At 64.1% G+C, this 25223-nt stretch carries 24 protein-coding genes and 1 pseudogene; 14 read left to right on the top strand and 11 right to left on the bottom strand.

The window, feature by feature from the left end:
* Positions 1 to 202: 202 nt before the first annotated feature.
* The 7 genes from MTX21_RS17595 to MTX21_RS17565 form a co-directional block, all read right to left on the bottom strand.
* Entirely contained in the window at positions 203 to 1375 is a 1173-nt protein-coding gene (locus MTX21_RS17595; protein WP_280966038.1) for a YncE family protein, read from the bottom strand.
* A 186-nt stretch (positions 1376 to 1561) separates the two neighbouring features.
* A complete protein-coding gene (locus MTX21_RS17590) occupies positions 1562 to 1861 on the bottom strand; it encodes a hypothetical protein (RefSeq protein ID WP_280966037.1) in 300 nt (99 codons plus the stop codon).
* Between the two features lie 430 nt (positions 1862 to 2291).
* Complete coding sequence (locus tag MTX21_RS17585; RefSeq protein ID WP_280966036.1) at positions 2292 to 2768, bottom strand: hypothetical protein; 477 nt, start codon at positions 2766 to 2768, stop codon at positions 2292 to 2294.
* 523 nt (positions 2769 to 3291) lie between these two features.
* Complete coding sequence (locus MTX21_RS17580; RefSeq protein WP_280966035.1) at positions 3292 to 4206, bottom strand: AraC family transcriptional regulator ligand-binding domain-containing protein; 915 nt, start codon at positions 4204 to 4206, stop codon at positions 3292 to 3294.
* Positions 4207 to 4707: 501 nt separating this feature from the next.
* Positions 4708 to 5478 carry an amino acid ABC transporter ATP-binding protein gene (locus MTX21_RS17575; RefSeq protein WP_280966034.1) on the bottom strand — a complete coding sequence of 257 codons (771 nt, stop codon included), beginning with the start codon at positions 5476 to 5478 and terminating at the stop codon, positions 4708 to 4710.
* Positions 5475 to 6137: an amino acid ABC transporter permease gene (locus MTX21_RS17570; RefSeq protein ID WP_280966033.1), complete on the bottom strand. Its 663-nt coding sequence runs from the start codon at positions 6135 to 6137 to the stop codon at positions 5475 to 5477. Before MTX21_RS17570 ends, MTX21_RS17575 begins: the two co-directional genes overlap by 4 nt.
* Positions 6138 to 6142: 5 nt before the next feature.
* Positions 6143 to 6979 carry a transporter substrate-binding domain-containing protein gene (locus MTX21_RS17565; RefSeq protein WP_280966032.1) on the bottom strand — a complete coding sequence of 279 codons (837 nt, stop codon included), beginning with the start codon at positions 6977 to 6979 and terminating at the stop codon, positions 6143 to 6145.
* Between the two features lie 236 nt (positions 6980 to 7215).
* On the opposite strand from MTX21_RS17565, the gene MTX21_RS17560 reads away from it, so the two are divergent.
* From MTX21_RS17560 to MTX21_RS17515, 10 genes are all read left to right on the top strand, one after another.
* A complete protein-coding gene (locus tag MTX21_RS17560) occupies positions 7216 to 8133 on the top strand; it encodes a D-2-hydroxyacid dehydrogenase family protein (protein ID WP_280966031.1) in 918 nt (305 codons plus the stop codon).
* Positions 8134 to 8162: 29 nt separating this feature from the next.
* A complete protein-coding gene (locus MTX21_RS17555) occupies positions 8163 to 8516 on the top strand; it encodes a RidA family protein (protein ID WP_280966030.1) in 354 nt (117 codons plus the stop codon).
* 10 nt (positions 8517 to 8526) lie between these two features.
* Positions 8527 to 9753, top strand: a complete 1227-nt coding sequence (locus MTX21_RS17550; protein ID WP_280966029.1) for a pyridoxal phosphate-dependent aminotransferase — start codon at positions 8527 to 8529, stop codon at positions 9751 to 9753.
* On the top strand, positions 9750 to 11411 hold the full coding sequence (locus tag MTX21_RS17545; RefSeq protein ID WP_280966028.1) for a thiamine pyrophosphate-binding protein: 1662 nt from the start codon (positions 9750 to 9752) through the stop codon (positions 11409 to 11411). Before MTX21_RS17550 ends, MTX21_RS17545 begins: the two co-directional genes overlap by 4 nt.
* A 3-nt stretch (positions 11412 to 11414) precedes the next feature.
* Complete coding sequence (locus MTX21_RS17540) at positions 11415 to 12680, top strand: FAD-binding oxidoreductase (RefSeq protein WP_280966027.1); 1266 nt, start codon at positions 11415 to 11417, stop codon at positions 12678 to 12680.
* Positions 12681 to 12689: 9 nt separating this feature from the next.
* On the top strand, positions 12690 to 13433 hold the full coding sequence (locus MTX21_RS17535; protein ID WP_280966026.1) for an aspartate/glutamate racemase family protein: 744 nt from the start codon (positions 12690 to 12692) through the stop codon (positions 13431 to 13433).
* A gap of 121 nt (positions 13434 to 13554) precedes the next feature.
* Entirely contained in the window at positions 13555 to 14244 is a 690-nt protein-coding gene (locus MTX21_RS17530) for a GntR family transcriptional regulator (protein ID WP_280966025.1), read from the top strand.
* Between the two features lie 280 nt (positions 14245 to 14524).
* The gene (locus MTX21_RS17525; RefSeq protein WP_280966024.1) at positions 14525 to 15067 is read left to right on the top strand and encodes a thiamine pyrophosphate-binding protein; all 543 of its coding nucleotides are present in this window, start codon (positions 14525 to 14527) and stop codon (positions 15065 to 15067) included.
* Positions 15068 to 15073: 6 nt separating this feature from the next.
* Positions 15074 to 15670 (top strand): thiamine pyrophosphate-dependent enzyme, encoded by a 597-nt coding sequence (locus MTX21_RS17520; protein WP_280966023.1) that lies wholly within the window; start codon positions 15074 to 15076, stop codon positions 15668 to 15670.
* A 57-nt stretch (positions 15671 to 15727) separates the two neighbouring features.
* Positions 15728 to 16507, top strand: coding sequence for an SDR family oxidoreductase (locus tag MTX21_RS17515; protein WP_280966022.1), 780 nt, complete (start codon positions 15728 to 15730; stop codon positions 16505 to 16507).
* Positions 16508 to 16653: 146 nt separating this feature from the next.
* On the opposite strand, the gene MTX21_RS17510 is transcribed toward MTX21_RS17515, so the two are convergent.
* From MTX21_RS17510 to MTX21_RS17500, 3 genes are read right to left on the bottom strand one after another with little or no spacing between them, the layout of a single operon-like run.
* Positions 16654 to 17448: an IclR family transcriptional regulator gene (locus MTX21_RS17510; protein ID WP_280966021.1), complete on the bottom strand. Its 795-nt coding sequence runs from the start codon at positions 17446 to 17448 to the stop codon at positions 16654 to 16656.
* A gap of 23 nt (positions 17449 to 17471) precedes the next feature.
* Positions 17472 to 19205 (bottom strand): FAD-dependent oxidoreductase, encoded by a 1734-nt coding sequence (locus MTX21_RS17505; RefSeq protein ID WP_280966020.1) that lies wholly within the window; start codon positions 19203 to 19205, stop codon positions 17472 to 17474.
* A 7-nt stretch (positions 19206 to 19212) separates the two neighbouring features.
* Positions 19213 to 20427, bottom strand: coding sequence for an ABC transporter substrate-binding protein (locus MTX21_RS17500; protein ID WP_280966019.1), 1215 nt, complete (start codon positions 20425 to 20427; stop codon positions 19213 to 19215).
* Between the two features lie 213 nt (positions 20428 to 20640).
* On the opposite strand from MTX21_RS17500, the gene MTX21_RS17495 reads away from it, so the two are divergent.
* On the top strand, positions 20641 to 21942 hold the full coding sequence (locus MTX21_RS17495; protein ID WP_280966018.1) for an MFS transporter: 1302 nt from the start codon (positions 20641 to 20643) through the stop codon (positions 21940 to 21942).
* A gap of 6 nt (positions 21943 to 21948) precedes the next feature.
* Here the strand turns inward: MTX21_RS17495 and MTX21_RS17490 are convergent, their stop codons facing one another.
* Positions 21949 to 23481: a hypothetical protein gene (locus tag MTX21_RS17490; RefSeq protein ID WP_280966017.1), complete on the bottom strand. Its 1533-nt coding sequence runs from the start codon at positions 23479 to 23481 to the stop codon at positions 21949 to 21951.
* A gap of 290 nt (positions 23482 to 23771) precedes the next feature.
* Here MTX21_RS17490 and MTX21_RS17485 point away from each other — a divergent pair.
* The 3 genes and pseudogenes from MTX21_RS17485 to MTX21_RS17475 all read left to right on the top strand — a co-directional run bounded on the left by MTX21_RS17485 (position 23772) and on the right by MTX21_RS17475 (position 25215).
* Positions 23772 to 24223, top strand: a pseudogene (locus MTX21_RS17485) (Hsp20 family protein).
* Between the two features lie 81 nt (positions 24224 to 24304).
* Positions 24305 to 24793, top strand: a complete 489-nt coding sequence (locus MTX21_RS17480) for an Hsp20/alpha crystallin family protein (protein ID WP_280966016.1) — start codon at positions 24305 to 24307, stop codon at positions 24791 to 24793.
* An 89-nt stretch (positions 24794 to 24882) separates the two neighbouring features.
* The gene (locus tag MTX21_RS17475) at positions 24883 to 25215 is read left to right on the top strand and encodes a hypothetical protein (RefSeq protein ID WP_280966015.1); all 333 of its coding nucleotides are present in this window, start codon (positions 24883 to 24885) and stop codon (positions 25213 to 25215) included.
* Positions 25216 to 25223: the final 8 nt, after the last annotated feature.

Below are 25223 nucleotides of genomic sequence, written 5' to 3'. Positions count from 1 at the left end.
TCCGCTCCTACCATCGATCTCTTGCGAAGAAGCGAGCCGCAAACCTTCAGGTCCGCGATTCGCATGATCGCGGCTACATTCTCTCATTGTACGCCTGTTCTTTTGTTTCCTTGTTGCAGGTCCAGACAAAATTCTTGGCCGTAAAAGTCTCTCTCTCTCTCTCTCTCTCTCTCTCTCTCTCTCTCTCCTGCTCAACCCGCCGCTACGGTCCCATCCTCGCTGAGGCGGGATGTCCCGGCACCTGGAAACGCTTGCCGGTATCCGTCACGTTGGCGCCATCGACCTTCAATATCGAGAAGTCCTGTGTAAGGTAGTTGCCGACGAGAAGGTATCTGCCATCGGGCGTGAAGACCGCGGCCTCTGGCAAACCACCGACCTCGATATCTTGGGTCTTAGTGACTTTCTTGCCATCGATCTTCAGCACCGAAATGCTGCCGTTCTTTTCATAAAAGTACGCGTTCTTCGTGTTGGAGCCGCGGAGAATGACAGAAACAGCGACGTCGCCCTTGGGACTGATGGCTAGTCCTTCCGGTCCGTCGCCAACCACCACGCGATCGATGATGCGCGGCGGATTGGCCTCGAGATCAATGACACTTGCCGTGTCGACGCTGCCGTCCGAGGCACCCGCGTTGCCGTTGTCGGATGTAAGCGCAATATTGCCGCCAGGCGCCACCGCGACATTGTAGGGCCACAGGCCGGTCGGCAGGTCTATCTTGCTATACGTCACCTTGTCGCCCCCGACGTCCAGCAATGAGATCTTGTGAGCAGGAAAGCGGGCGACGAGCGCTCGCTTGCCGTCGGGCGTGAATGTCACGTGCGATACGCTATCGGGCATCGCCACGCTGTCAATGATCTTCACGTCGCTGCCGCTTACCGAAAGGACACTGATGGAGTTGTCGCCGCGATTGGCGACCAGCGCCATCTTGCCATCTGGACTGAAGCTCAGCCCGGAGGGCTGTTTTCCACCAGTCAGCGTGGCAGTCAGTTTAGGCGGGTTGGCCTGCAGATCGATCACGTAAATCTTGTTGTCCAGCACCTGCTTTAGTGCATCGCCATCCTTGACGACATCGACGGAGTCAGCCACGAGCGCGACTGTTCCGGTTGGATTGATCGCAACGTTCACCGGTGGTCCGACCACCGAGTTCTTGAGCGGCAGAGAAGCGACGATCTTCGGGCTCTCAGGGGATGCGAGATCCACGATCAGGACCTGATCCTTGCCCGGCGCGGCCAGGATCGGCTTGCCGTTGTCGTCCCACAAAAGCTTCTCGTCGAGGCCGACGATCATGAGCGGCTTTGCGTGCGCGGAGCCAAGTAGGCTTGTACTCAGCAGGATCGCGGTCGCAAACGACAGGCTCACGGTACGGCTGGCTGACATCTTGGCATCCTCCCAAAATACACTCGGCCTCTTGGGGGCCGACGTTGGCAGCTTACGCTGGGAACCATTCATGCGCCAGTTGGTGCAATGTCCGCTTATGGCCAGTGCAATCATCAGAGTTGAAAGGCCGCCGGCCTATGTCCGGCGGCCTTTCGCGCTTGACGTGGTGCGTGCGGGGCCGCCTGACTAGAGATCGATGCTGACGGCGATGTTACGGCCCTGCAGTTCGGAAATCTTCATGCCGTTGGCCAGCACCTGCGCGAACTCGGGATCCTTTGCCACGGCCTCCTGCACCTTGCCGTAAACTTCCCAATTGGCGTAGCGCGTCGTGACCAACAACTGTCCCGCCCACTGGCCGGTGTGGAAACGGGAGAGCCGAAGAAATTCGGCGCCGTGTTTCTCGAATATTTTCTTCGCCTGCCCGACAATCTGGACCATTTCCTCGGCCTTGTCGGTTTTGAAGCGAGTAAATTGAACGATCGGCATGGGGCTACCTCCACCATTGTGTAAAATGTCCAAGAGGCATGTATCGAGCGATGTTTGAGGGGCGAACCTCCAGTTCAAGCTCGATGAAGATTCGTCTTCAGCGACTTGATCTTGGTTCAGGCGTCGCAAGCGGAAGCAACTTTGCCCTTTCTCGGCGTATGCCTCGCATCTCGCCATCGACCCGAAGCATAGAGGGACACCAAAGATGCTCAGCGCCCGGCCGCAGTTCAACCTCGGAATAGAACCGCTCGCGATCTTCGATCAGCCGTTATCCCATCGGCCAGGCGAATGCCCGCTCTCGCTTCCGCCTCTGGCGCGAGCCCCCAGCGCAATCCGGCGCGCCGCAGACCGCGTGTTGCGGCGCGCCGCATGAGCAAGACCGCGCCTCACGACGCCAGAGTTTCGGAGGCGCCTATGTGCGTACGGCCGCTTACGTGCCGGGCGTTCTGATGACCAGTTTGATGTTCAAGAGGTTGACGCCCTTGAATGGGTTCGGCGCGCTTTCGATAGTGCCGGTACCCGTAGCGTTCGCATAGGCGCCCGTCCCCGAGAGGATCGTATATTCGCCCGTTGACTTTCCATCTTTGACCGAGCCGGTGTAGCGCGCCGTGATCGAGCCGTCCTCGAACGTGTAGGTGCTGTAGCCGTAGAAGGGGCCCGAGCCTTTGAGCAAGTCTGAGGAATTGACGAACTCCTTCACCCCGATGCGGCCGTCCTTGAAAATGGCGACGCCGAACAATTTGCCGGACGCGACCGTCTGGCCTTCGATGTTTGCTGCCTCTGTTACCTTGTAGTCGATCGGCTTGGTGACGAGCTTGAACTCAAGGACCTGCTCTCCGGCCAGAGCGGTTGACGCCGCAATGACCAGAGCCACGCCGGAAAGGAAAGCGGCGAGAGACTTGCGCATGTGCTCCTCCTGCGTTTGCTGGAATTAAAGTGCGGTGTGCCGTGCCGGCCGGCGCCTGAAATTTCGCGAAGCGTCCAGCGTGCAGGCTCGGACACAACTATGGGTCTAGGCGAGGGAAGTTCAGCGCTTGATCTCGTGATCTTCAACAGCCACTAGGGTGTACTCATAAAGGGGTAGTTCGCGAGATGGGCGGCAAAGCCGCGGACGAAGGAGCGCACCTTACCGGACGCGCTCGGCATCGAGCGCCGAGGTCGGCGTCGTCGCTTCAAGTCGCGAACAGGATCCAGAACAGCGTCACCAAAAGACCGATGAACCAGATCGAGCAAGCCAGGAATAGCCAGTCGTGTTTGGTCATGGCGCCGAAAAACGCGCCCCTAGCTTGAACCAACACGACGTGAGCTCAGACACGAGTTTGTTTGAACGCATGGCACTGGCCTAGCGGAATACGAGCCGCCAAGTCTTGCTATTCTGTGCCAGGGAATTGAGGCTTTGTGCCACCGTATCAGGGCTTTGTGCCAGCGTATCAGGGAACATCGTTCGAGCCCCGATACGCCTTTGGCGTGAGGCCGGTCCAACGAACGAAGGCATGCGTGAAGGAACTGACCTCGGTGTAGCCCAACAACCATGCGATCTGGGAAATCGGCAGCTCCTCTTCCCTGAGGTAGCGGCGCGCAAGCGCATTTCGAAACGCTTCGAGCACGCTCGAAAAGCCTGCGCCCTCGGATGATAAAGCCCGAGCGAGAGTTCTCCGGCTCATGCCAAGACGGCGCGCGACCTCCGCAGCGTTGGCTTTGCCGTGCGGAAGCAGTTGGGCGATCTGATCTTCGACACGAGACCGTAGCTCGGCCCGCGGCGACGTCCGTTTGCTCAGGGCTTCATCGGCATATTGAAGCAACAGCTTATTGAGGTGCGAATCGGCCCCAACGACCGGCAACGTGCCGATCCGCGAGGGAAACAACACCTCGTCGCTATCCGCCGCAAACTCGATGTCGCATCCAAGCTGGGATCGGACATCCAGGGGCGTTTCGCGTCTGTAGTGTTTTAGTTTGATCTGCCTTGGAGCCAGCCTGCCGTCAGTCAATCCGCGACAGATACGGACAAGCGCGATTAGCCAAAATTCCGTGTGGTGACGGTCCGATAGACGATCGATGTTGACATACTCGAGTCCGATGGTGAATCCGCGCTCCAGGGACGTCCGCAGCCGTACGCCCTCGTTGTTGATCGCGCAGTAACGTCCTCCAGTTTGCAAGGCGTCAGCGAGCCGCTCTGATGAGGCCATGACGTAGTACAGAAGTCCAATCTCCCCCAGCTCGAAGTCTTGAGCCAAATGGAATCCGAAGCAGTCGTCCTGCAATTTCCTGGCAGCGAGCTCGAGGAGTCTCATCTGCGCTCTGGCGTCGATGCGGCGCTTGCGGTCCTCAACGTCGTCGATTGCCAAGCCTGCGGCTGAGACGATCGGAGCCGGGTCAACTTTCGCATCCCGAAGTCGGGCACACACGAGGCGAGCGATCCCCCCGGCAGAGCTTGGTATCGACGGCAGGGTAGCGTTTGCAGGGTGTTTCGCGGTTCTCATTCGGCACCGACTTGTGATTTCGGCAAACGTCGGGAGCTGCGAAGACCGCATCTTGACCTATGTCAATAGCCTGATGCGCCTGAGGCAGCCCGGTGTGACCATATCTCGTAATTTATTGGCCCGGGATCACAAGACGAAACTGAGGCAATCATCTAGCGCTGAGCCGGTCCACCAATGGGATGGCGCGCATGGTTATCGGAGCTGGCGGGGAAGACGTAGAGATGTCCCGCTCCGCTCATTCAGCCGTTACGCTTTGAGCCAGTTAGCTCGAAATCATTCGACAAATGTCGACGCAATCGCTGGCTTATCGACCAAGCGCCGCATCGGCACAAAATTCCGAGCCGCGCGGTCGAGGAGTACACGACCCTAGTTCGCCTCGTGAAACCGGCTCAAAAACCCCTTCAGCCGTTCGCTGCGCGGCTGGCGGATGGTCTCTTCGGGCGTGCCGATCTCGGCCATGACGCCGTCGTTCATGAAGCCGACGCGGGTGGAGACGTCGGCAGCGAAGGCCATCTCGTGCGTGACCAGCACCATGGTCATGCCTTCGGCGGCAAGGCCACGGATGACGGAGAGGACTTCGCCGACGAGCTCGGGATCGAGCGCCGAGGTCGGCTCGTCGAACAGCATCACATCAGGCTTCATTGCGAGCGCGCGGGCGATTGCGACGCGCTGCTTCTGGCCGCCTGACAAGCGGCTCGGAAAGGTGTCGGCCTTGTCGGCGAGGCCGACTTTGGCGAGCAGGTCTCGGCCGAGCTCGTTGGCTTCGGCTTGCGCCATGCCCTTCACCTGCACCGGGCCTTCGGTGATGTTGGAAAGCACCGACATGTGCGGGAACAGGTTGAAGTGCTGGAACACCATGCCGACGCTGCGTCGAAGCAGCGCGAGCTGCGCGTCGGTCGCGGCGCGCACGCCCTTGCCGAAGGCGAATTTGTGCGTGCCGATCGCAAGCTCGCCCTGCTGCGGCATTTCCAGGAGGTTCAGGCAGCGCAAAAAGGTCGACTTGCCGGAGCCGGAAGCGCCGATCAGGGTAACGACCTCGCCGCGTTCGACCGAGAGCGAGACGCCCTTGAGCACCTCGTGATCGCCGAACGCCTTGTGGATGTTGTTTGCGATCAGCGTCGCGCCGTTCGCGCTCATCGATGCGCTCCCATCCGCAGCTCGACCTGGTCTGCGACCAGGGTCAGCGGGAACAGCACGACGAAATAGAGCACGGCAATCGTGGTGTAGACTTCCAGCGGCCGGTAGCTCGACGCCGTGATGACCGAGCCCTGGTACAGGAGATCGCCGACCGCGACCACCGACACCAGCGAGGTGTTCTTGAGCTGCATGATCGTCTGGTTGATGAAAGAGGGGATCATCACCTGCGTTGCCTGCGGCAGCACGATGCGGCGGAAGATCTTTCCGCGCCGCATGCCGATGGCGCGTCCGGCTTCCCACTGGCCGACGTCGACGGCCTCGATGCCGCCGCGAAAGATCTCCGCGTAGAACGAGCCGGCATAGAGCGACAGCGCGATGAAGCAGGCCATTGCCGGCGTCATGTCGACGCCGATCAGCACGGGCAGGGCGTAGTAGACCCAGACGAGCTGCACCAAGAGCGGCGTGCAGCGAAACACCTCGATATAGAGGCGCAGCGGCACCGTGATCCAGCGCGGTGCCGTCGTGCGCAAAATACCGACAGTCAGTCCGATCACGAGACCCGCGACCACCGTGGTCACCGTGTAGAACAGTGTGACCAGGAGCCCTTGCCAGATCAGGCCCCAATACGGCTTGAGCGCCGCGAACTCCCAGACATACATCGCCGTCAGAACTGCACTTCACCCGGAAGGTCGTCTGCGGTGAGGCCGACCGCCTCAAAGCCCTTCAGCATCCATTCGCGGGTCTGGCCCATCGAGCGGTTGTAGTCGGCCCAGGCGCTGAGGAAATCCTTGTAGCGGCGATCGCTCTCGGCGCGGATGCCCATGTTGGTCGGCAGCGTGAGCAGTGGTCGCGGGATCGCGAGATCGCCAAGGTTCGGGTTCTTCTTCAGGGTCGAGACCGAGAGCACCGCCAGCGAGACGTTGCAGTCGGCGCGGCCAGTCGCGACCGCGAGGATCGCCTCGTCGCGGTTCTTGAAGCCGAGGATCGTCGCCTTCGGGCAATAGCGGCGCGCGATCGTCTCGTGCGTCGAGCCGATGTCGACGGCGATCTTGACCTCGGGCTTGTTGAGCTCGGCCCAGGTCTGCGGCTTGGCAAAGCCCTTTTTGGTGATGACGGTGAAGGAGTGCACCAGGATCGGCGTCGAGAAGTCGATGACGAGGGCGCGCTCGGGCGTCGGGTTCACGGCGAAGGCGAGGTCGACCTTGTCGGCCTGCAGGTCGAGGATCTGGTTGCCCCAGGTCGATTCCAGCGTCTCGACCTTGGCGCCGAGCTTGCTGGCTATGTCGTTGGCCATCTCGACGCAGGCGCCCGACCACTGACCGGTGGCTAGGTCCTTATGGAAATAAGGCTCCTGGCCAACGATGACCGCGATGCGCAGCACGCCGTTCTTCTTGATGCGATCGAGCGTGGAGGTCGGCGCGGCGTCGGCCTTGACCGAACTGCTCGCGGCAATCGCGGCGCCCGCCAGCGCGACAGTGGTGAGTGCATCCCTGCGATTCATGGACTTTGCCTCCTTGTATTTGGCTCGGATGATGTCCGGCCTCTGGACTATTTCTGTATTCAGGATAAAATGCAATACAGTATTTCAGCTTGCTGTTCATTTGTGCGGCGAGGCGGAAAGGAGCCCAATATCTTGGCAGGATTGAGTAAAATTCTGCATTGGCTGGGGTTGCAAATCGCATTCAAGTCTGAATACAAAATTGAACGCAATAAAGAAGTGAGCTGAAGGAGAGGCCTGTGCGCGCCCTATTCGTCGATGCGAACGACACCCTGGCAGCGGTGACCGAGAAGCTGCTGCGCGCCGACAAGCTGCCGGTCGGCATCAACCGCAACCCGTCGATCAAGCCCGACGATCTGCCTGGCTTGCTCGACGGCGCGGAAATCATGATCGTCGACCATACGGCGGTGCCGACCGCGATCGCCGCCAAGTGCCCCAAGCTGAAGCATGTCGTCTTCCTCGGCACCGGCGCGCGCAGCTACATGAATCCGGAAGAGCTTGGCGAGCGCGGCATCTCCGTGCACACCATCAAGGGCTATGGCGACACCGCGGTTGCCGAATGCGCGATCGCGCTGATGTGGGCCTCTGCAAAAAGCTTTGGCGAGATGGACCGTGGCATGCGCGAAGGCAACTGGCTGCGGCGCGACGCCGTCCAGCTCACCGGCAAGACGCTCGGCCTGATCGGCTTCGGCGGCATTGCCGCGGAAGCTGCGCGCATGGCGCTCGGCTGCGGCATGAAGGTGATCGCCTGGAACAGGACGCCGAAGACGCATCCGGGCGTCGAATTCGTCCCGCTGGAAAAACTGCTCGCGGACAGCCACGTCGTTTCGCTGCATCTGTTGCTCAACGACGAGACCAAGGGCTTCCTGTCGCGCGAGCGCATCGCGATGATGCGTCCCGGCAGCATCCTGATCAACACCGCGCGCGGCGCGGTGGTCGACGAGGACGCGATGCTCGACGCGCTGCGCTCGGGCCACATCGCCCATGCCGGCCTCGACGTCTTCACGGTCGAGCCGCTGCCGGCCGGCCATCCTCTGACCACGCTGCCGAACGTGACGCTGTCGGCGCATTCGGCGTTCCGCACGCCGGAGGCGAGCGACAATCTGATCGGTGCCGCGCTCGATCATTGCCGCCGCATCATCGCGGCAGACCGCTAAGACTTGCCGCCAAGAATTAAGGACACGCCATGTCGGACATCACCCGCATCGACCAGAACGCCCGCCGCAGCCGCGCCTCCGTGTTCGGCGACCTCGTTTTCCTCGCAGGGCAGGTGGCGGATACCAAGACCGCCGATATTACCCAGCAGACCCGCGAGGCGCTGGCGAAGGTCGACGACATGCTGGCGCGCGCCGGCACCGACAAGTCGCGCCTGCTCAGCGTGCAGGTCTGGCTCAAGACCATGGACGATTTCGACGCCATGAACGCGGTCTATGATGCCTGGGTCGTCCCTGGCAACGCGCCGACGCGTGCCTGCGGCAAGGTCGAGCTGGCCGATCCCGCCTACCGCATCGAAGTGATCGCCATCGCCGCGCGCGGCTAGGGGCCTTCCCGTGACCGTCCAGGCTTCAGCTACCGGCTTCCGCCCCGCGCGGCGCATCAGCGCGATCGGCGTCTCGGAGATCCTGAAGATCGGCGCGGTCGCGCAGAAGCTTAAGCGCGAGGGGCGGCCGGTGATCGTGCTAGGCGCCGGCGAGCCTGATTTCGACACGCCCGATCACGCCAAGGACGCCGCCGAGCGCGCCATTCGCGCCGGCCAGACCAAATACACCATCCTCGACGGCACGATGGAATTGAAGGCGGCGATATCAGAGAAGTTCCGCCGCGAGAACGGCCTCGTCTATGCCGCGGACGAGATCACCGCCGGTGCCGGCGCCAAGCAGGTGATCCACAACGCGTTCATGGCGAGCTTGAGTCCCGGCGACGAGGTCATCCTCGCCGCGCCCTACTGGACCAGCTATGCCGACATGGTGCGGATCGCCGACGGCACGCCGGTCGACGTGCTCTGCCGCGAGGAGAACGGCTTTCGTCTCGATGCCGCCGATCTCGAACGCGCGATCACGCCGCGCACGCGCTGGCTGCTGCTCAACTCGCCGTCCAATCCGACCGGCGCGGCCTACTCGGCGGCGCAGCTTCGCCCGATCCTCGATGTGCTGAAGCGCCATCCGCATGTCTGGCTGATCGCCGACGACATCTACGAGCATCTGATCTATGACGGCATGCCGTTCGTTACGGCGGCGGCGCTCGAGCCGAGCCTGAAATCCCGCACGCTGACCGTGAACGGTGTCTCCAAGGCCTATGCCATGACCGGCTGGCGCGTCGGCTATGGCGGCGGCCCGCGCGAGTTGATTGCGGCAATTGCCGTGGTGCAAAGTCAGAGCACGACCAATCCATCCTCGGTGAGCCAGGCCGCGGCGATCGCCGCGCTGACCGGACCGCAAGATGTTCTGATCGAGCGCCGCGCCGCGTTCCAGCGCCGCCGCGACATCGTCGTCGATGCGCTGAACGCCATCGACGGGGTCACCTGCCGTCGGCCGGAAGGTGCGTTCTACACCTATGCAAGCTGCGCCGGCCTGATCGGCCGCCGTGCACCCGACGGTGCCACGATCGACAGCGACAGCGCGTTCTGCCGCTACCTTCTGGAGAGGCATGACGTGGCCGTGGTGCCGGGTAGCTGTTTCGGCCTTGCACCTTATTTCCGCCTGTCCTACGCCACCTCCGAACAAAACTTGCGCGAGGCGGTGGAACGCATCGCCAGAGCCTGTAGGGAGCTGTCATGACCATTCGCAACACCCGCACCGGGGGCCAGATCCTGATCGATCAGCTCGTCGCCCAGGGCGTCGAGCGCGTCACCTGCGTGCCGGGCGAGAGCTATCTGGCGGCACTCGATGCGCTGCATGACAGCCCGATCGACGTCGTGATCTGCCGCGCCGAGGGCGGCGCCGCGATGATGGCGGAAGCCTATGGCAAGCTCACGGGCCGGCCCGGCGTCTGCTTCGTCACCCGCGGCCCCGGCGCGACCAATGCCAGCCACGGCGTCCACATCGCGATGCAGGACTCGACGCCGATGATCCTGTTCGTCGGCCAGGTCGATACCGGCATGCGCGAGCGCGAGGCGTTCCAGGAGCTCGACTACAAGGCGGTGTTCGGCACCATGGCGAAATGGGCCGTCGAGATCGATCGCCCCGATCGCATTCCGGAGCTGGTCGCGCGCGCCTTCCGCGTCGCGATGCAGGGCCGTCCCGGTCCCGTGGTGATCGCGCTGCCGGAGAACATGCTGACCGAAACCGCTGATGTCGCCGATGCGATGCGCGTCGAACCGGCGGTGAGCTGGCCTGCGCCCGCCGACGTCGAAAAGCTTGGCGCCATGCTCGCCAATGCCAAGGCGCCGCTCGTCATCCTCGGCGGCTCGCGCTGGACGGCTGACGCGACCAAGGGCATCGCGCGCTTTGTCGAGCGGTTTGACTTGCCGGTCGCGACCTCGTTCCGCCGGGCCTCGCTGATCGACGCCGATCACTCGCACTATGCCGGCGACCTCGGCATCGGCCCCAGCCCGAGTCTGAAGGACCGCATCACCAAGGCCGATGTCATCCTGCTGATCGGCGGCCGCATGTCGGAGATGCCGTCGTCGTCCTACACGCTGCTCGACATTCCGACCCCGCAGCAGAAGCTGATCCACGTTCACCCGGGCTCCGAAGAGCTCGGCCGCATCTATCAACCAGCGCTCGCGATCCAGGCGACGCCCGCCGCGTTCGCGGCCGCCGTCGAAACGCTGAAGCCGGCTTCGACGCCGGCCTGGAAGGGCGAGGCGGCGAAGGCGCATGCCGACTATCTTGCCTGGACCGAAAAGGCGCGCGAGCTGCCGGGCACGTTCCAGTACGGCCAGGTCATGACGTGGCTGCGCGACCGCCTGCCGAAGGACGCGATCGTGTGCAACGGTGCCGGCAACTATGCCGGCTGGATCCATCGCCATCACCGCTTCCACAGCTTTGCCGCCCAGCTCGCGCCGACCTCGGGCTCGATGGGCTATGGCGTGCCGGCGGCGGTGCTTGCCAAGCGACAATATCCGGATCGCGTCGTCGTCGCGTTCGCCGGTGACGGCTGCTTCCTGATGAACGGCCAGGAGTTCGCGACCGCCGTGCAGTATGACGCGCCGTTCATCGTCATCGTCGTCGACAATTCGCAATACGGCACCATCCGCATGCACCAGGAGCGCGACTATCCCGGTCGCGTGGTCGGCACCCAGCTCAAGAACCCGGACTTCGCGATGTATGCGAAGGCGTTCGGCGGCCATGGCGAGCGCGTCGAGCGCACGGAAGAATTCGCGCCGGCGTTCGAGCGCGCGCTTGCGTCGGGCAAGCCGTCGATCCTGCATTGCATCATCGATCCGCGCGCGATCTCCGTCGGCAAGGATTTTGTCCCTGAGGTGAAGGCTTAGCTGATGTCGCAAGGCCGCCACGTTGCCATCATCGGAGCCGGCGCTGTCGGCGTGATCAGCGCCATCGAGGCGCTGCGCGAGGGCCATCGCGTCACGCTGATCGATCCGGGTGAGCCGGGCGGCACGCAGGCGGCGAGCTATGGCAATGCCGGCTGGCTGTCGTCGCATTCGGTGATTCCGCCGGCCGAGCCGGGCGTCTGGAAGAAAGTGCCGGGCTATCTGATGGACCCGCTCGGGCCGCTCGCGATCCGCTGGTCGTACCTGCCAAAGGCGCTGCCCTGGCTGATCAAGTACCTGCTCTCGGGCTGGACCGAGGCGCGCGTCGAGCAGACGGCCTTCGCGCTGCGCGATCTCCTGAAGGATGCGCCGCTCCTGCACAAGAAGCTGGCAGAGGAGGCCGGTGTCCCCGAGCTGATCGAGCGCAACGGCGTGATGCATGTCTTCCCGTCGCGCGGCAATTTCGACAATGATCTCGGCTGGCGCCTGCGCAAGCGCGTCGGCGTCGAATGGATGGAGCTTTCCGCCGACGAGATGCGTCAGCGCGAACCCGACCTCAATCCGCGCTACACGTTTGGCGTGGTGGTTGAGGAGGCCGGCCGCTGCCGCGATCCCGGCGCCTATGTCGCGGCCCTCGCTAATCATGCGCTGGCGAGCGGCGCAAAGTTCGTCCGCGCCAAGGCGACCGGTCTCAAGCTTTCCGGCGACAAGCTCGTGGCGGTCGTCACCGCGACCGGCGAGATTCCTTGCGATGCCGCGGTGATCGCCGCAGGCGCGCACTCGAAGCGGCTGACCGCATCGGTCGGCGATCCGCTGCCGCTCGAGACCGAGCGCGGCTATCACGTCATGATCGAGAACCCGGAATCGGGTCCGCGCAATTCGATGATGGCATCCGATGCCAAGATGGTGGTGAACTGGACGGACAAGGGCCTGCGCGCCGCCGGCACGGTCGAGATCGCAGGTCTCGATGCCGAGCCGAACTGGAAGCGCGCCGAGATCTTGCGCAACAACCTCTTCAGCATGTTCCCCAAGCTGCCCAAGGACGTTCCTGCCTCGCGCATAAAAACCTGGTTCGGCCATCGGCCGAGCATGCCTGACGGCCGTCCCTGCATCGGCTATGCGCGCGCCTCGCGTGACATCGTCTACGCCTTCGGCCATGGCCATGTCGGCCTGGTCGGGTCGGCCCGCACCGGCCGTCTCGTCGCGCAGCTTCTGAGCGGCAAGGCGCCGGAGATTTCTCTGGCTCCTTTCGCACCAAATCGTTTCCTCTGAGATCGCACCATGACCTATCCAGCCAACTCGTCTTCCCGTGTCGCCCGCGGCGGCAAGGCGATCTATGGCGCGCCGCTCGGCATCTTGATGCTGGAGGCGCGCTTTCCCCGCATTCCCGGCGACATGGGCAACGGCACGACCTGGCCGTTCCCCGTGCTCTATCGCGTGGTGAGCGGCGCTTCGCCGGAGAAGGTCGTGCTGAAAGGCGCGGCCGGACTGCTGCCGGATTTCATCGACGCGGCCAAGGACCTGGTGCGGTTAGGGGCCGAAGCCATCACCACCAATTGCGGCTTCCTCTCGCTGTTCCAGAAGGAGATCGCGGCCGCCGTCGGCGTTCCCGTTGCAACCTCATCGCTGATGCAGGTGCCCTGGGTACAGGCGACGCTGCCGCCCGGCAAGCGCGTAGGTCTTGTCACGGTCTCCGGATCGACGCTGTCGCCGGCCCATCTCGAAGGTGCCGGCGTGCCGCTCGATACGCCGCTGGTCGGCACCGAGAACGGCAAGGAATTCTTCCGCGTCCTCATCAAGGCCGAGAAGGACGATATGGACGTCGCGCAGGCCGAGCGCGACGTGGTCGAGGCCGGCAAGCAGCTCGTCGCCAGGCATCCGGATGTCGGTGCCATCGTGCTCGAATGTACCAACATGCCACCTTATGCGGCCGCCTTGCAGGCCGAAGTGGGTCTACCGGTTTATGACATCTATTCCATGATCACCTGGTTTCATGCCGGGCTGCGCCCGCGCGCCTTCGCTTAAGTCCAGCCGTCGCAAAGCTCTGAACAAGCGCTGCTAGGGTTTCGTTTGCATTGCCATCGTCCACGCAGCCCCGGTATATTCGGCTGTGTTCGGGCATGAATGCAGCTTATGAAGAGCAACCGTGGAACTGGCTTCCGATAGCATCGTCGATCGCGTCTATGAACAGCTCAAGGCGATGGCCGTGAGCTACGAGTTCAAGCCGGGCGAAAGGCTCAATGAGGGCGAGCTGGCCAAGCGGCTCGGCGTCAGCCGCACGCCGCTGCGTGAGGCGCTCAATCGCCTCAACACCGAAGGCTTCCTGCGCTTCACACCCGGCAAGGGCTTTTTCTGCCGCGAGCTCGATGCGCACGAGATCTTCGATCTCTACGAGCTGCGCAAGTCGATCGAGGTCGCCTCGATCCGCCTCGCCATCAAGCGTGCCAAGGACGAGGACATTGACGCGCTGCTCAAATTCCTCGAAGCGACCGGTCCGGATCCCGGCGAGCGGTCCTCGGTCGAGCTGGTCGAGTTGGATGAGACCTTTCACGAGCGGCTGATGGCGATGTCGAACAATGCCGAGATGCTGCGCGTCCTGCGCAACGTCAACGCCCGCATCCGATTCGTGCGCTGGATCGACATGGACCGCATCAACCGCTCCAACACGCAAGCCGAGCACCGCGCCGTCGTCGAGGGGTTGAAAGCGCGCGACGAGGCCGCCTGTGTCTCGGTCCTGGAGAAACACATCGACCGCCGCCTCGACCGCATCACCGCCGCGATCAAGGAAGGTTACGCGCAGATTTATATGCCGGCGGCAAAGACCGCGGCGAATTGAGCTGCAAGCCCCAGTGACGGTGCCCACCCTTCTCCCCTTCTGGAAGAAGGTGGCGCGAAGCGCCGGATGAGGGGTTGCTTGAGCATATTCCTAAGCCGAGATGCGCACGCGGAGAGAGACCCCTCACCCGTCTCGCCGCTGCGCGGCGAGCCACCCTCTCCCACAAGGGGAGAGGGAAGACAGAGCTATACAATCCCTCGATATCTGGTCGTGCCAGACGGTTAGAGTCATCGCACCCGAACATCGCTAGCGTGCTTTCCGAATGCAACGGAGACCCGCGGTGCACAGCCCTCAACCGAATCTCGAATCCCGCGCCGGCGATGACTGGCCTTCCGAGCTCTATCGCGTCCTGAAAGCCGCCGACGTCCGGCAGATGTCCTACGTGCCGGATGCCGGCCACAGCCAGCTCATCCGCCTGTTCTCTGCCGACCGCGACGTCACCACCAATGTGCTGACGACCGAGGAGGAGGGTGTCGCGATCGCGGCGGGTGCCTGGCTTGGCGGCCAGCGCAGCGTCTTGCTGATGCAGTCGAGCGGAGTCGGCAATTGCATCAACATGCTGTCGCTGTCGGCGATCGGCCGATTTCCGCTGCTGATGCTGGTGACGATGCGCGGCGAATGGGCCGAGTTCAATCCCTGGCAGGTGCCGATGAGCCGCGCGACGCAGCCGTCGCTGGAGGCGATCGGCGTCACGGTGATGCGCGCCGAGACGCCGGATGACCTGATCGAGACCGTACAATCCGCCGCGGCGCTCGCCTATGACGCCGATCAGCAGATCGCGGTGCTGATCGGACAGCGCCTGATCGGCCGGAAGAAGTGGTGATTGCACATGCCTAGCTCGCTCCAACCCCAGCTCGAACGCCGCGCCGCCGTGGCGACCCTCCTGAAGCATCGCCAGGACACGCTGATCGTCGCCGGCCTCGGTTCCCCCACCTATGACTTGCATGCGGTCGGCGACCGCGACGACAATTTCTATCTCTGGGGGGCGATGGGCGGCGCCGCGCTGATCGGGCTTGGCCTGGCGCAGGCGCAACCGGAAAAGCGAATCCTGGTCCTGACCGGCGACGGCGAACAGTTGATGGGGCTTGGCGGCATCGCCACCGTCGGTGTCGCGCGCCCGCGCAATCTCGACATCGTCGTGATCGACAACCAGCACTTTGGCGAGACCGGCATGCAGGCGAGCCACACCGGGCGCGGCGTCGATCTCACGGCGATTGCCGCGGCTTGCGGCTTCGCCACGACCGGAACCGTGCGAACGATCGAGGAGGTGGAGCTCCTCGCGGCGCAAATCGGCGAGCCCGCCGACGGGCCGCGCCTTTTCGTCATCAAGGTGCGGGCGGAAAATCCGGCGCGCTCGCTGCCCTCACGCGATGCCGTCTTTATCACGAACCGGTTCCGTGCTCATCTCGGCTTTGCGGCGCTCTAGGTCGGAGCTCTCACCCGGCGTGGGCCCGCCGCGAGCAGCTATTCTGGAGTGAGACCCATGAAACTTTCCGGCAAGGTCGCTGCCATCACCGGCGCGGCGCGCGGCATCGGCAAGGCCTGCGCACAGCGATTCCTCGACGACGGCGTCAAGGTCGTCATCTCGGATGTCGATGCCGATGGCCTCGCCAAGACGGCCGCCGAGCTCGGACAGCCGGATGCCTTGCGCACCGTCGTTGGCAATGTCGCCAAGCGCGCCGACGTCGACCAGCTCGTCGCAACCGCCGTCAAGGAATTCGGCCGGCTCGACATCATGGTCAACAATGCCGGCGTCGCCCGCAACCAGGACATCCTGCAGATTTCCGAGCAGGATTTCGACGACGTCATCGCCATCAACCTGAAGGGCGCGTTCTTCGGCGTGCAAGCGGCAGCGAAGCAGATGATCGCGCAAGGCGGCGGCGGGGTCATCATCAACATGTCCTCGGTCAACGCGCTGCTGGCGATCCCGACGCTCGCGACCTACGCCATCTCCAAGGGCGGCATGAAGCAGCTCACGTCGGTCGCTGCCGTCGCGCTCGCTCCGCACGACATCCGCGTGGTGGCGGTCGGGCCGGGCACGATCCTGACCGACATGGTGGCGTCGGCGATCTACACTTCCGAGGATGCTCGCAAGAACGTGCTATCGCGCACCCCGATCGGCCGCGGCGGCGAGCCGAGCGAGGTCGCTTCCGTCGTCGCGTTCCTGGCGAGCGACGATGCGTCCTACATCACCGGACAGACGATCTATCCGGACGGCGGCCGGCTGATCCTGAACTATACGGTGCCGGTGAAGGAGAAGTAGGCTCCGCATCCTCCGGTGTCATCGCCCGGCTTGACCGGGCGATCCAGTACTCCGTGACGCCTGCGATTGAACCGAGGCGCCATGGCGTACTGGATGCCCCGCCTGCGCGGGGCATGACTGCGGTTGTTATATGCGGCAGCCTGCGCTCACTCCGCCGCTAGCGTCACCCCGTGGCCGAGCCGCTTCGAGATGCTGCCGGCGCAGTCGCGCAAGGCATTGGCGATGGGGCTGTCCCAGCGCGCATCGAAAGTGCCTTCCGGGCCCATCGCGGTGATGACCAGCGCGACATGGCCGGAATGATCGAAAACCGGCGCGGAGAACGCGTTGACGCCGGGCAGGGGATCGCCGAGCGCGCGTGCGAGGCCGTGCTTGCGGACCTCGGCGAGCATCTCAGTGACCTTCGCGCTCTTGATTGCGCGCTTCGGATTGTAGCCGACCCCATGACGGTCGAGGCCGCTTTCGAGTGCGGCGCTGATCGTCTTCTCCGGCAGGAAGGCGGCAAAGGCGCGGCCGGTCGCGGTCTCCAGCAGCGCCATCACCGAACCGGCGCGCATCACGATGTGAACCGGCTGGCCGGGCTCTTCGAGCTGCACCACGGTCGGACCATGCGTGCCCCACACCGCCAGTGAGACCGCGTGGCCGATCTGGCTCGCGAGTGCCGCGATCTTCGGCCTTGCGATGCGCACGCCGGAAAGCCGGCGCAGGCTGATCAGGCCGAGCTCCAGCGCCAGCGCGCCGATCTCGTAGCGGCCGGTGGTTTCGTCCTGCTCGATCAGCCCGATGCGGGAGAAGCTGGCGAGATAGGGATGTGCTTTGGCCGGCGTCATGCCGGCCTCGCGCGCGAGATCGCGCAGCATCATCGGCTCGCCGCTCCTGGCGAGCGCGCGGAGCAATTCTCCGCCGACCTCGATCGACTGGATGCCGCGGCTTTCTCTCTTCATGCGCCTCCTAGCGCGTGTTTCGGTTACGCCGCGCTGCGCTTGGCGGCGCTGTCGGCGAGATGACGGCCGGCAATGTAACCGAAGGTCAGCGCCGGCCCAAGCGTGATGCCGGCGCCCGGATAGTTACCGCCCATGATGCTCGCCATGTCGTTGCCGGCGGCATAGAGCCCGGGGATGACGCGGCCTTCGGCGTCGAGCGCGCGGGCGTTCTCGTCGGTGACGATGCCGGCATAGGTGCCGAGATCGCCGACCACCATCTTGATGGCGTAGAACGGGCCGGTCTCGAGCGGCGCGACGCAGGGGTTGGGGCCATGCAGCGCGTCGCCCTGGTAGCGATTATAGGCCTTCGAGCCCTTGCCGAAGGCGCCATCATGGCCTTGCGGCGCGGTAGCGTTGAACTGCGCCACGGTCTCGGCGAAGGCCTTGGCGTCGATGCCCGCTTTCGCCGCGAGCGCCTCCAGCGTATCGCCGCGCATGAGATAGCCGGTGCGCAAGTGATGGCCGAGCGGCATCGGGAAGGGCGGCACGCAACCGAGGCCGTATTTGCGCAGCGTCTTGTGATCGCAGACGAGGAAGGCGGCGATCTCCTCGCCGGGCTTTGCCGCCTTGACCATGGCCTGGACGAAGTCGTGATAGGAGTTGCCTTCGTTGGCAAAGCGCTTGCCGTCGCGCATCACGGCGATCACGCCCGGCTTGGCGCGGTCGATGAAGTGCGGCATCACGCCCTTTGAGCCGTCCTTGCGCGTGGTCAGCGACACCGGCACCCAGGCCGCCGCGTTCGGCAGGCGATCCTCGATGCGGCCGCCGGCGCTTTCCGCAAGACGCAGGCCATCGCCGGTATTGCCGGCCGGTCCGGGCGAATAGTGCTCGTTGCCGGTCGGCGCGTGCGGAAACATTTGTTTGCGCCGCTCTACGTCGTGCGGAAAGCCGCCGCAGGCGAGCACGACACCTTGGCGCGCGCGAATACGTACATCGCGTCCCTCGCGCGTGACGATCGCGCCGGTCACTGCGCCGTTCTCGATCGTCAGCTCGCGCACGGGGGAGGACAGCCACATCGGTATCTTGAGGTCGAGCGCGGATTTCGCGAGGCGTCCCGCGAGCGCATTGCCGTTGGTCAGCGTCATGCCGCGGCCATAACGCAGCACGTCCATAAAGTGCCGCGACAGGCGCTTTGCGACGTAGACCGCCGAGGTCAGCGACTTCGTCACGCGCATGAAATGGATGATCTCCTTGCCCGATCCGAGCATCATGCCGAACACGGTGAGCTCCGGAAGCGGCATGCCGAGCGTCTTGATCTGGTCGCCGAGCTCGCGGCCGTCGAACGGGCGCGTCACCATCGAGCGGCCGCCTTGGGCGCCGCCGGGTGCTTCCGCATGATAGTCCGGAAACACCAGCGGCATGTCGAAGCGCAGCGCGGTCTTGGTGGTGAAGAAATCGACCGCCTCGGGGCCGGCGCTCAAGAACGCATCGACCCGCGCGGCGTCAAAATTGTTGCCGGCTTCGTGCCGCAGGTATGTGCAGGCCTGCTCCGGCGTCTCCTCGATGCCGTAGGCCTTCGCCAGCGAGGTGCCGGGGATCCAGAGCCAGCCGCCGGAGCGGGCCGTGGTGCCGCCGAAGCGAGGCTCCTTCTCGACGATCAGCACGTCGAGGCCGCGGGAGCGGGCGGTGATCGCGGCCGACATGCCGGACGCACCCGATCCGGCCACGAGCACATCGCACTCGTAAGTCTCAATTGCGCTGCGCTCGTTGCCGGTCATGCGGGCCTCACTTCTTCAAGAGCGGACACTTGGACTCGGAGACCGGACGGAAGGCATCCTCGCCCTTCACGGTCTTGACGATATCGAGGTAGTCCCAGGGTTCCTTGGACTGCTCGGGCGACTTCACCTTGGCGAGATACATGTCGCGGATGACGCGGCCGTCCTCGCGCAACTTGCCGCCATGGACGAAGATATCCTCGATCGGCAGCTCGCGCATCTTCGCCATCACCTTGGCGGGATCGTCGGTGCCGGCGGCCTTGATGCCTTTCAGATAGTGCAGCACCGAACCGTAGACGCCAGTCTGGATCATCGTCGGCATCACCTTGGTGCGCTCATAGAATTTCTTCGACCAGGCGCGGGTCGCTTCGTCCATGTTCCAGTAGGAGGCCGTGGTCATGTAGGTGCCCTGCGCGGCCTTGAGGCCGATCGCGTGCACGTCGGTGTCGAACATCAAGAGGCCGACGAGCTTCTGGCCGCCCTGCACCAGGCCGAACTCGCCGGACTGCTTGATCGCGTTATCGGTGTCCTGGCCGGCATTGGCGAAGGCCACCACGTCGGCCTTGGAGCTTTGCGCCTGCAGCGCGAAGGAGGAGAAGTCGGCCGTGTTGGTCGGATGCCGCACGCCGCCGAGCACCTTGCCGCCCATCTCGTTGATGAAGCGCGTCGCGTCCTTCTCGAGCTGCTGGCCGAAGGCGTAGTCGGCGGTGATGAAGTACCAGGACTTGCCGCCTTCCTTGATCACGGCAGAGGCGGTCACCTTCGACAGCGCGTAGGTGTCGTAGGTGAAATGCACGGTGTTCGGGCTGCACAGCTCGTCCGTCAGCGAGCTTGCGCCCGGACCGGAGAGTAGGGCGATCTTGTTGCGCTCGCGCACCATGTTGTGGACGGCGATCGCGATGCCGGAGTTCGGGATGTCGACGACCGCATCGACCTTGCCGTTGTCGAACCAGCCGCGCACGATCTGCACGCCGACGTCGGTCTTCATCTGATGGTCGGCGCTGATGATCTCGATCGGCTTGCCGAGCACGGTCGGCCCGAATTCCTCCACCGCCATCTTGGCGGCCTCGACCGAGCCCGGCCCGCTGTTGTCGCGGCCCCAGCTCGACAAATCCGTCAACACGCCGATCCGCACCACGTCGTCGGAGACCTGCGCATGTGCCGCCGTCGTCATCGCCGTCGAAGTCATGGCCGCGACCACGGCGCAGGCCAAAAGCCCTCTCATCGTCGTTCCCTCTCTTTATGTCCGCGTCTTGCGGCAGGTATGGAGTTGGCGGTAAATTAGATATTGGCAAATTAGTTTGTCAATGGCGAATCGGGCGGTTCCGGGGTGCGCGAGCAGACGGCTGCCGCTAGGACGACCAGACGTCGATGCCTGAGCAAGTTGCAACCAACTTCGTGATTGGCCATGATGCCTGCCGGCAATCTGGGGCAGGGCATGACGGCAGCAACGGAGGTCGCCGCCGCGACGGAGAAATCGACGACGGCGCATGTGGTCTGGGCGAGCGCGCTCGGCACCGCGATCGAGTGGTACGACTTCCTGATCTACGGCACGGCCGCAGCGCTCGTGCTCAACAAGCTGTTCTTTCCGAGCTTCGATCCCTTCGTCGGCACACTCGCGGCGTTCTCGACCTATGCGGTCGGCTTCGTCGCGCGCCCGATCGGCGGCGCCATCATCGGACATTACGGCGACCGGCTCGGCCGCAAAGCCATGCTGGTGGTGACCATGATCGCGATGGGGCTCGGCACCTTCCTGATCGGCTGCCTGCCGACCTACAGCCAGATCGGCGTTTGGGCGCCGATCTTCCTCGTCATCCTGCGCTTCATCCAGGGCATCGGGCTCGGCGGCGAATGGAGCGGGGCGGTCGTCATGGTGATCGAGCATGCCGGCAACCGCCGCGGCTTCTATGGCAGTCTGGTTCAGATCGGGTTTCCCGTCGGGGTAGCCGCCTCCACCGGCATCTTCGCCCTCATGACGAAACTGCCAGAAGCGGATTTCCTGAGCTGGGGCTGGCGCGTGCCGTTTCTGATCAGCATCCTGCTCGTCGGCATCGGCTTCATCGTGCGGCTGAAGCTCGCGGAGACCCCGCACTTCAAGGAGGTGGTCGAGCGCAAGAAGGTCCTGGCGCAGCCGGTGTGGGAAGTGCTGCGCCGCGACTGGCGCAGCTTCCTGCTCGCGATCGGCATCACCGTCTCGGAAGTAGGGCTGGCCTATCTGCTCACCGTGTTCACCGTGGTCTACGCCACGACCAAGCTCGGGCTGCCGCGCCAGGTGATCCTGGATGCGGTGGTCTACGCCGCGATCGTCGAGTTCGCGACACTCCCGCTCGCCGGCTGGCTCTCCGACATTTTTGGCCGCAAGGCGCTCTACCTGGCCGGCGGCGTCTTTTCCGTCGCGCTCGCGTTTCCGCTGTTCTGGTTCCTCGACACAAGGGAGCCGGCCCTGATCACACTCGCCCTCGTCGTGACGATGACGCTGACGCATGCGCTGCTATTCGGACCGAAGGCGGCGTTCATGCCCGAATTGTTCCGCACCCAGGTGCGCTACAGCGGCGCTTCGTTAGGGGCTAATGTCGCGGCCGCACTCAGTGGCGGCTTCTCGCCGCTGATCGCAGCGGCGCTGCTCGCCTGGGCCGGCTCGTACTGGGCGGTCTCGCTCTACATCATCGCGCTCTCGGTGATCACCATCATCGCGACCCTAATAGCACCGGAGACGGCGCGCGATTCGCTCAGGTCGTGAGCGCCGCTAAGGGCATGCTGGGTTTGCCGCGCCCGGCACCACCAGGAAGGTGATGGTTGCCGGCGCGAGGCGGACTGCACCTGGCGCCGTCGGCAGACCCGCAATATCAGGCAATCGGTCGCCTGCCGCGAGCGCGAGCGTCCCGCCGTTCAGTTGCGCCGTCGCGCCTCGCAGCCGCGCCGCGCGAAGCGTGTAGCGTTCGGACGGAAGTGGCAGGACCAGCGAGTGCGAGGTGTCGCGCGAGATATTGATCGCGAGCAGCGTGACCGCGCCGCGCGAAGCGGGATGGCAATGCGCGTAGACGTGAAGACCGGGCGCGGCGGCCGCGCCCGCATCGAGCACCGTCGTTCCCATCAGGCGGTGCCAGAGCAGCGCGGCCCAGTAGTTCGGGCGGGGGCGGAAGGTCGTCTCATCCAGCAGGCCGTAATCACTGGCCGCGAGCGTATTGTGCATCACCACCTGGACGCCGGCTCTTGCGAGGCGTCCGAGCTGGTCGAGATAGCGGTACGTGTCGAGAAACGTCTTGTCCCAGCGGTCGCCGCCGCAGGCCGCATTCGCCGTCTCGGTCAGCCAGATCGGCTTGCCCGGCTCGAACGCGTCGCGCAAGGCGCGGTAGACCGCCAGTGTCGCATCAGTACGGGAGAGCCATTCCTCTTTGAGCGCCTGCCTCGGATCATCACGGCCGCCGCAGCGCGGCGAGATCGTGTTGTAGTGATGATAGGAGAAGCGATCGACGCCGGGGCCGGACGCGGCGAGCAGATCGCGCGTGGTGATGCCCGATGCGGATTGTGAGGCGGTGTCGCCGACCGAGGCGGGACCGACGATCAGCGTCTCCGGCGCGGCGCGCTTCATCCACGCGCGAAACATCCTGAAGTCGCGGCCATAGGCGTTCGCGTCATATCCCGGCGGTGCGCCGTTATCGGCCGCAAGCGTCGGCTCGTTCATGAATTCGGCCGCCGCGATGTGGCCGCCGAGCGAATGCGTGAAATCGACCAGGCGTTGCGCCTGATCCGGCGTCCACACGCCGTTGCGATCGCGGCTGCCGGGACTGACTGCGAAGGAAGTCACGATTTCCGCATCGGCCGCACGCGCGAAATCGACGACGCCGCGCCACCGCGCGCGGCTGAGCACGGCGTCGAATCCGGCAGGCGGTTTCGCGGGAGGGGTTTCCGTGTCGGCAAGGAAGGTCGCATTGGCCCAGGTGCCGCTGACGCGCATATAGGCCGGCGACAGCGCGGCTGCGAGCATGCGCAGACGCGGGCTGGCGAGATCAGTCGGTGGTCTATAGCTGTAACGATTGCGCGCATCGAATGCGCGCTGCCAGCGCGGATAAGGTTTCCAGAACCGTCCACCGGTCACCTCCACCATCTCGATGTTGTAGGACTGGAAGCGCGAATCGATCGTGCCGACCGCTTTCAGCTCCGCGGGCGCGATCGATACCTCATCAGCGTGCGCCGCACATAACCGTGCCCCAATCAGCAGCGCGATGGTCATCTCGATGGCTGCAAGACCCTGTCCTCGCCTTCTTGTGCAGCGCATCTCTTGCTCCCGGTCTTGGCTTCGCACGATCCCCCGCCAGCCGCTGCCCTTGGGGGCGACCCGCAACGGGGTGCCGATCGGCTTACTCCTTGCTGACCTGGCGTCAAAAAAATCTTCGCCGGACCTCTTGAAATCGATTTCCGGTTTTCTAAGTGGATTTTCGCCGCGAGAGCGGCGTGCCGGACGCCAGATCGGGTCCGGCGCGGGCGCCGGACTGGTGTCTTCGGACCCCGTCTGAGACCCTGTCTTGCGTCCCTTCGTATCCAGCTTGCTCTTTGGAGGACTTGGTTATGAGGACCACCTTTGACTTCGCCCCCCTGTGGCGCTCGACCATCGGCTTTGATCATCTGGCCGATCTCGTCGACAGCACGTTGCGTCAGGCGACCGAGGACAATTATCCCCCCTACAACATCGAGCGTTCCGGCGAGGATCACTACCGGATCAGCCTTGCCGTGGCGTTGGCGATATCACCGTGACGGCGGAACAGAACGCGCTCATCATCGAGGGCCAGAAGCCCGAGACCAGCGCGCACGAATATCTGTACCACGGCATCGCCGCGCGTCCGTTCCGGCGCGTGTTCAACCTCGCCGACTATGTTCAGGTGAAGCAGGCATCCTTCCAGGACGGGCTCCTGATCATCGATCTCGTCCGCGAGGTTCCGGAGGCCATGAAGCCGCGGCGCATCGAGATTGCGAGCGGCACGTCTCCTACGTCGCAGATCGAGCAGCAGAAAGCAGCTTAGGCTCGTCCAAAGCGTTGTCTTAGGAGCGTGGACGGCATGTGGCCTCGGCGCTCTCGAGACCGTTGAACGAAGGAGAACACCATGGCTATTCGCGATCTTATTCCCTGGTCGAGAAACCAGGAGCTTGCGCAGGCGCGGGACAGCTACGATCCGTTCATGACGCTGCATCGCGAGATGAACCGTCTGTTCGACGACGTGTTCCGGGGCTTCGGCGGATCCGGCCTGCCGCTGATGAAGGGGCGCCTCGGCTGGCCAAGGATCGAACTCAGCGACACCGACAAGACGCTGACGATCTCGGCGGAGCTGCCCGGGATGACGGAGAAGGACGTCCAGATCGAAATCACCAATGGCGTCCTGACGATCCGCGGCGAGAAGAAGGATGAGCACAAGGATGAAGGCAAATACTTCACCGAGCGCTACTACGGCGCCTTCGAGCGGCAGATTCCGCTTGAGGACGTCGACGAAGACAAGGCCGAGGCGTCGTTTAAGGACGGTGTCCTGACTATCTCGTTGCCGAAATCGGAGAAGGCGCAGGCAGCCGTCAAGCGCATCGCCATCAGCACGCACTAGCACAAATCACAGACGGCGGCGTCGGCGCCGCCGTCCAATCGTCACCCAAACCCATCCCTTGGAAAGGAGCGTTGAGGGAGGCATTGCCGATGACCGACATCAACACCAATGCCAGCAACCTAGGCCCGCTGCTTCATCCCGCGGCCCATTACGAATCCCCCACCGACGTCCTGAATGCAGCGGACCTTTCCGCGCCGGAGAAGCGGATCATCCTGTCGTCCTGGGCGTCCGACATGTACGCCGTCGAATCCTATCCCGCCTTGCGCGAAATTCCGGGCATGCGTTGCACGATCCGACTGGCCGACATTCTTTCGGCCCTGCGGCAGCTCGACGGCGACAATGACGACGACCCGCCGCGCGGCGGCGGTGTATCGATGCGATTGCGGCGGCCTTGGGCCGCCGCGGACTGGAAGCGCGTGTGACGCTGTCG

This window comes from Bradyrhizobium sp. ISRA430 (assembly GCF_029909975.1).
GTDB lineage: Bacteria > Pseudomonadota > Alphaproteobacteria > Rhizobiales > Xanthobacteraceae > Bradyrhizobium.
The sequence above is the reverse complement of the archived record's forward strand: the minus strand, read 5'-3'. Positions and strand labels throughout refer to the sequence as shown.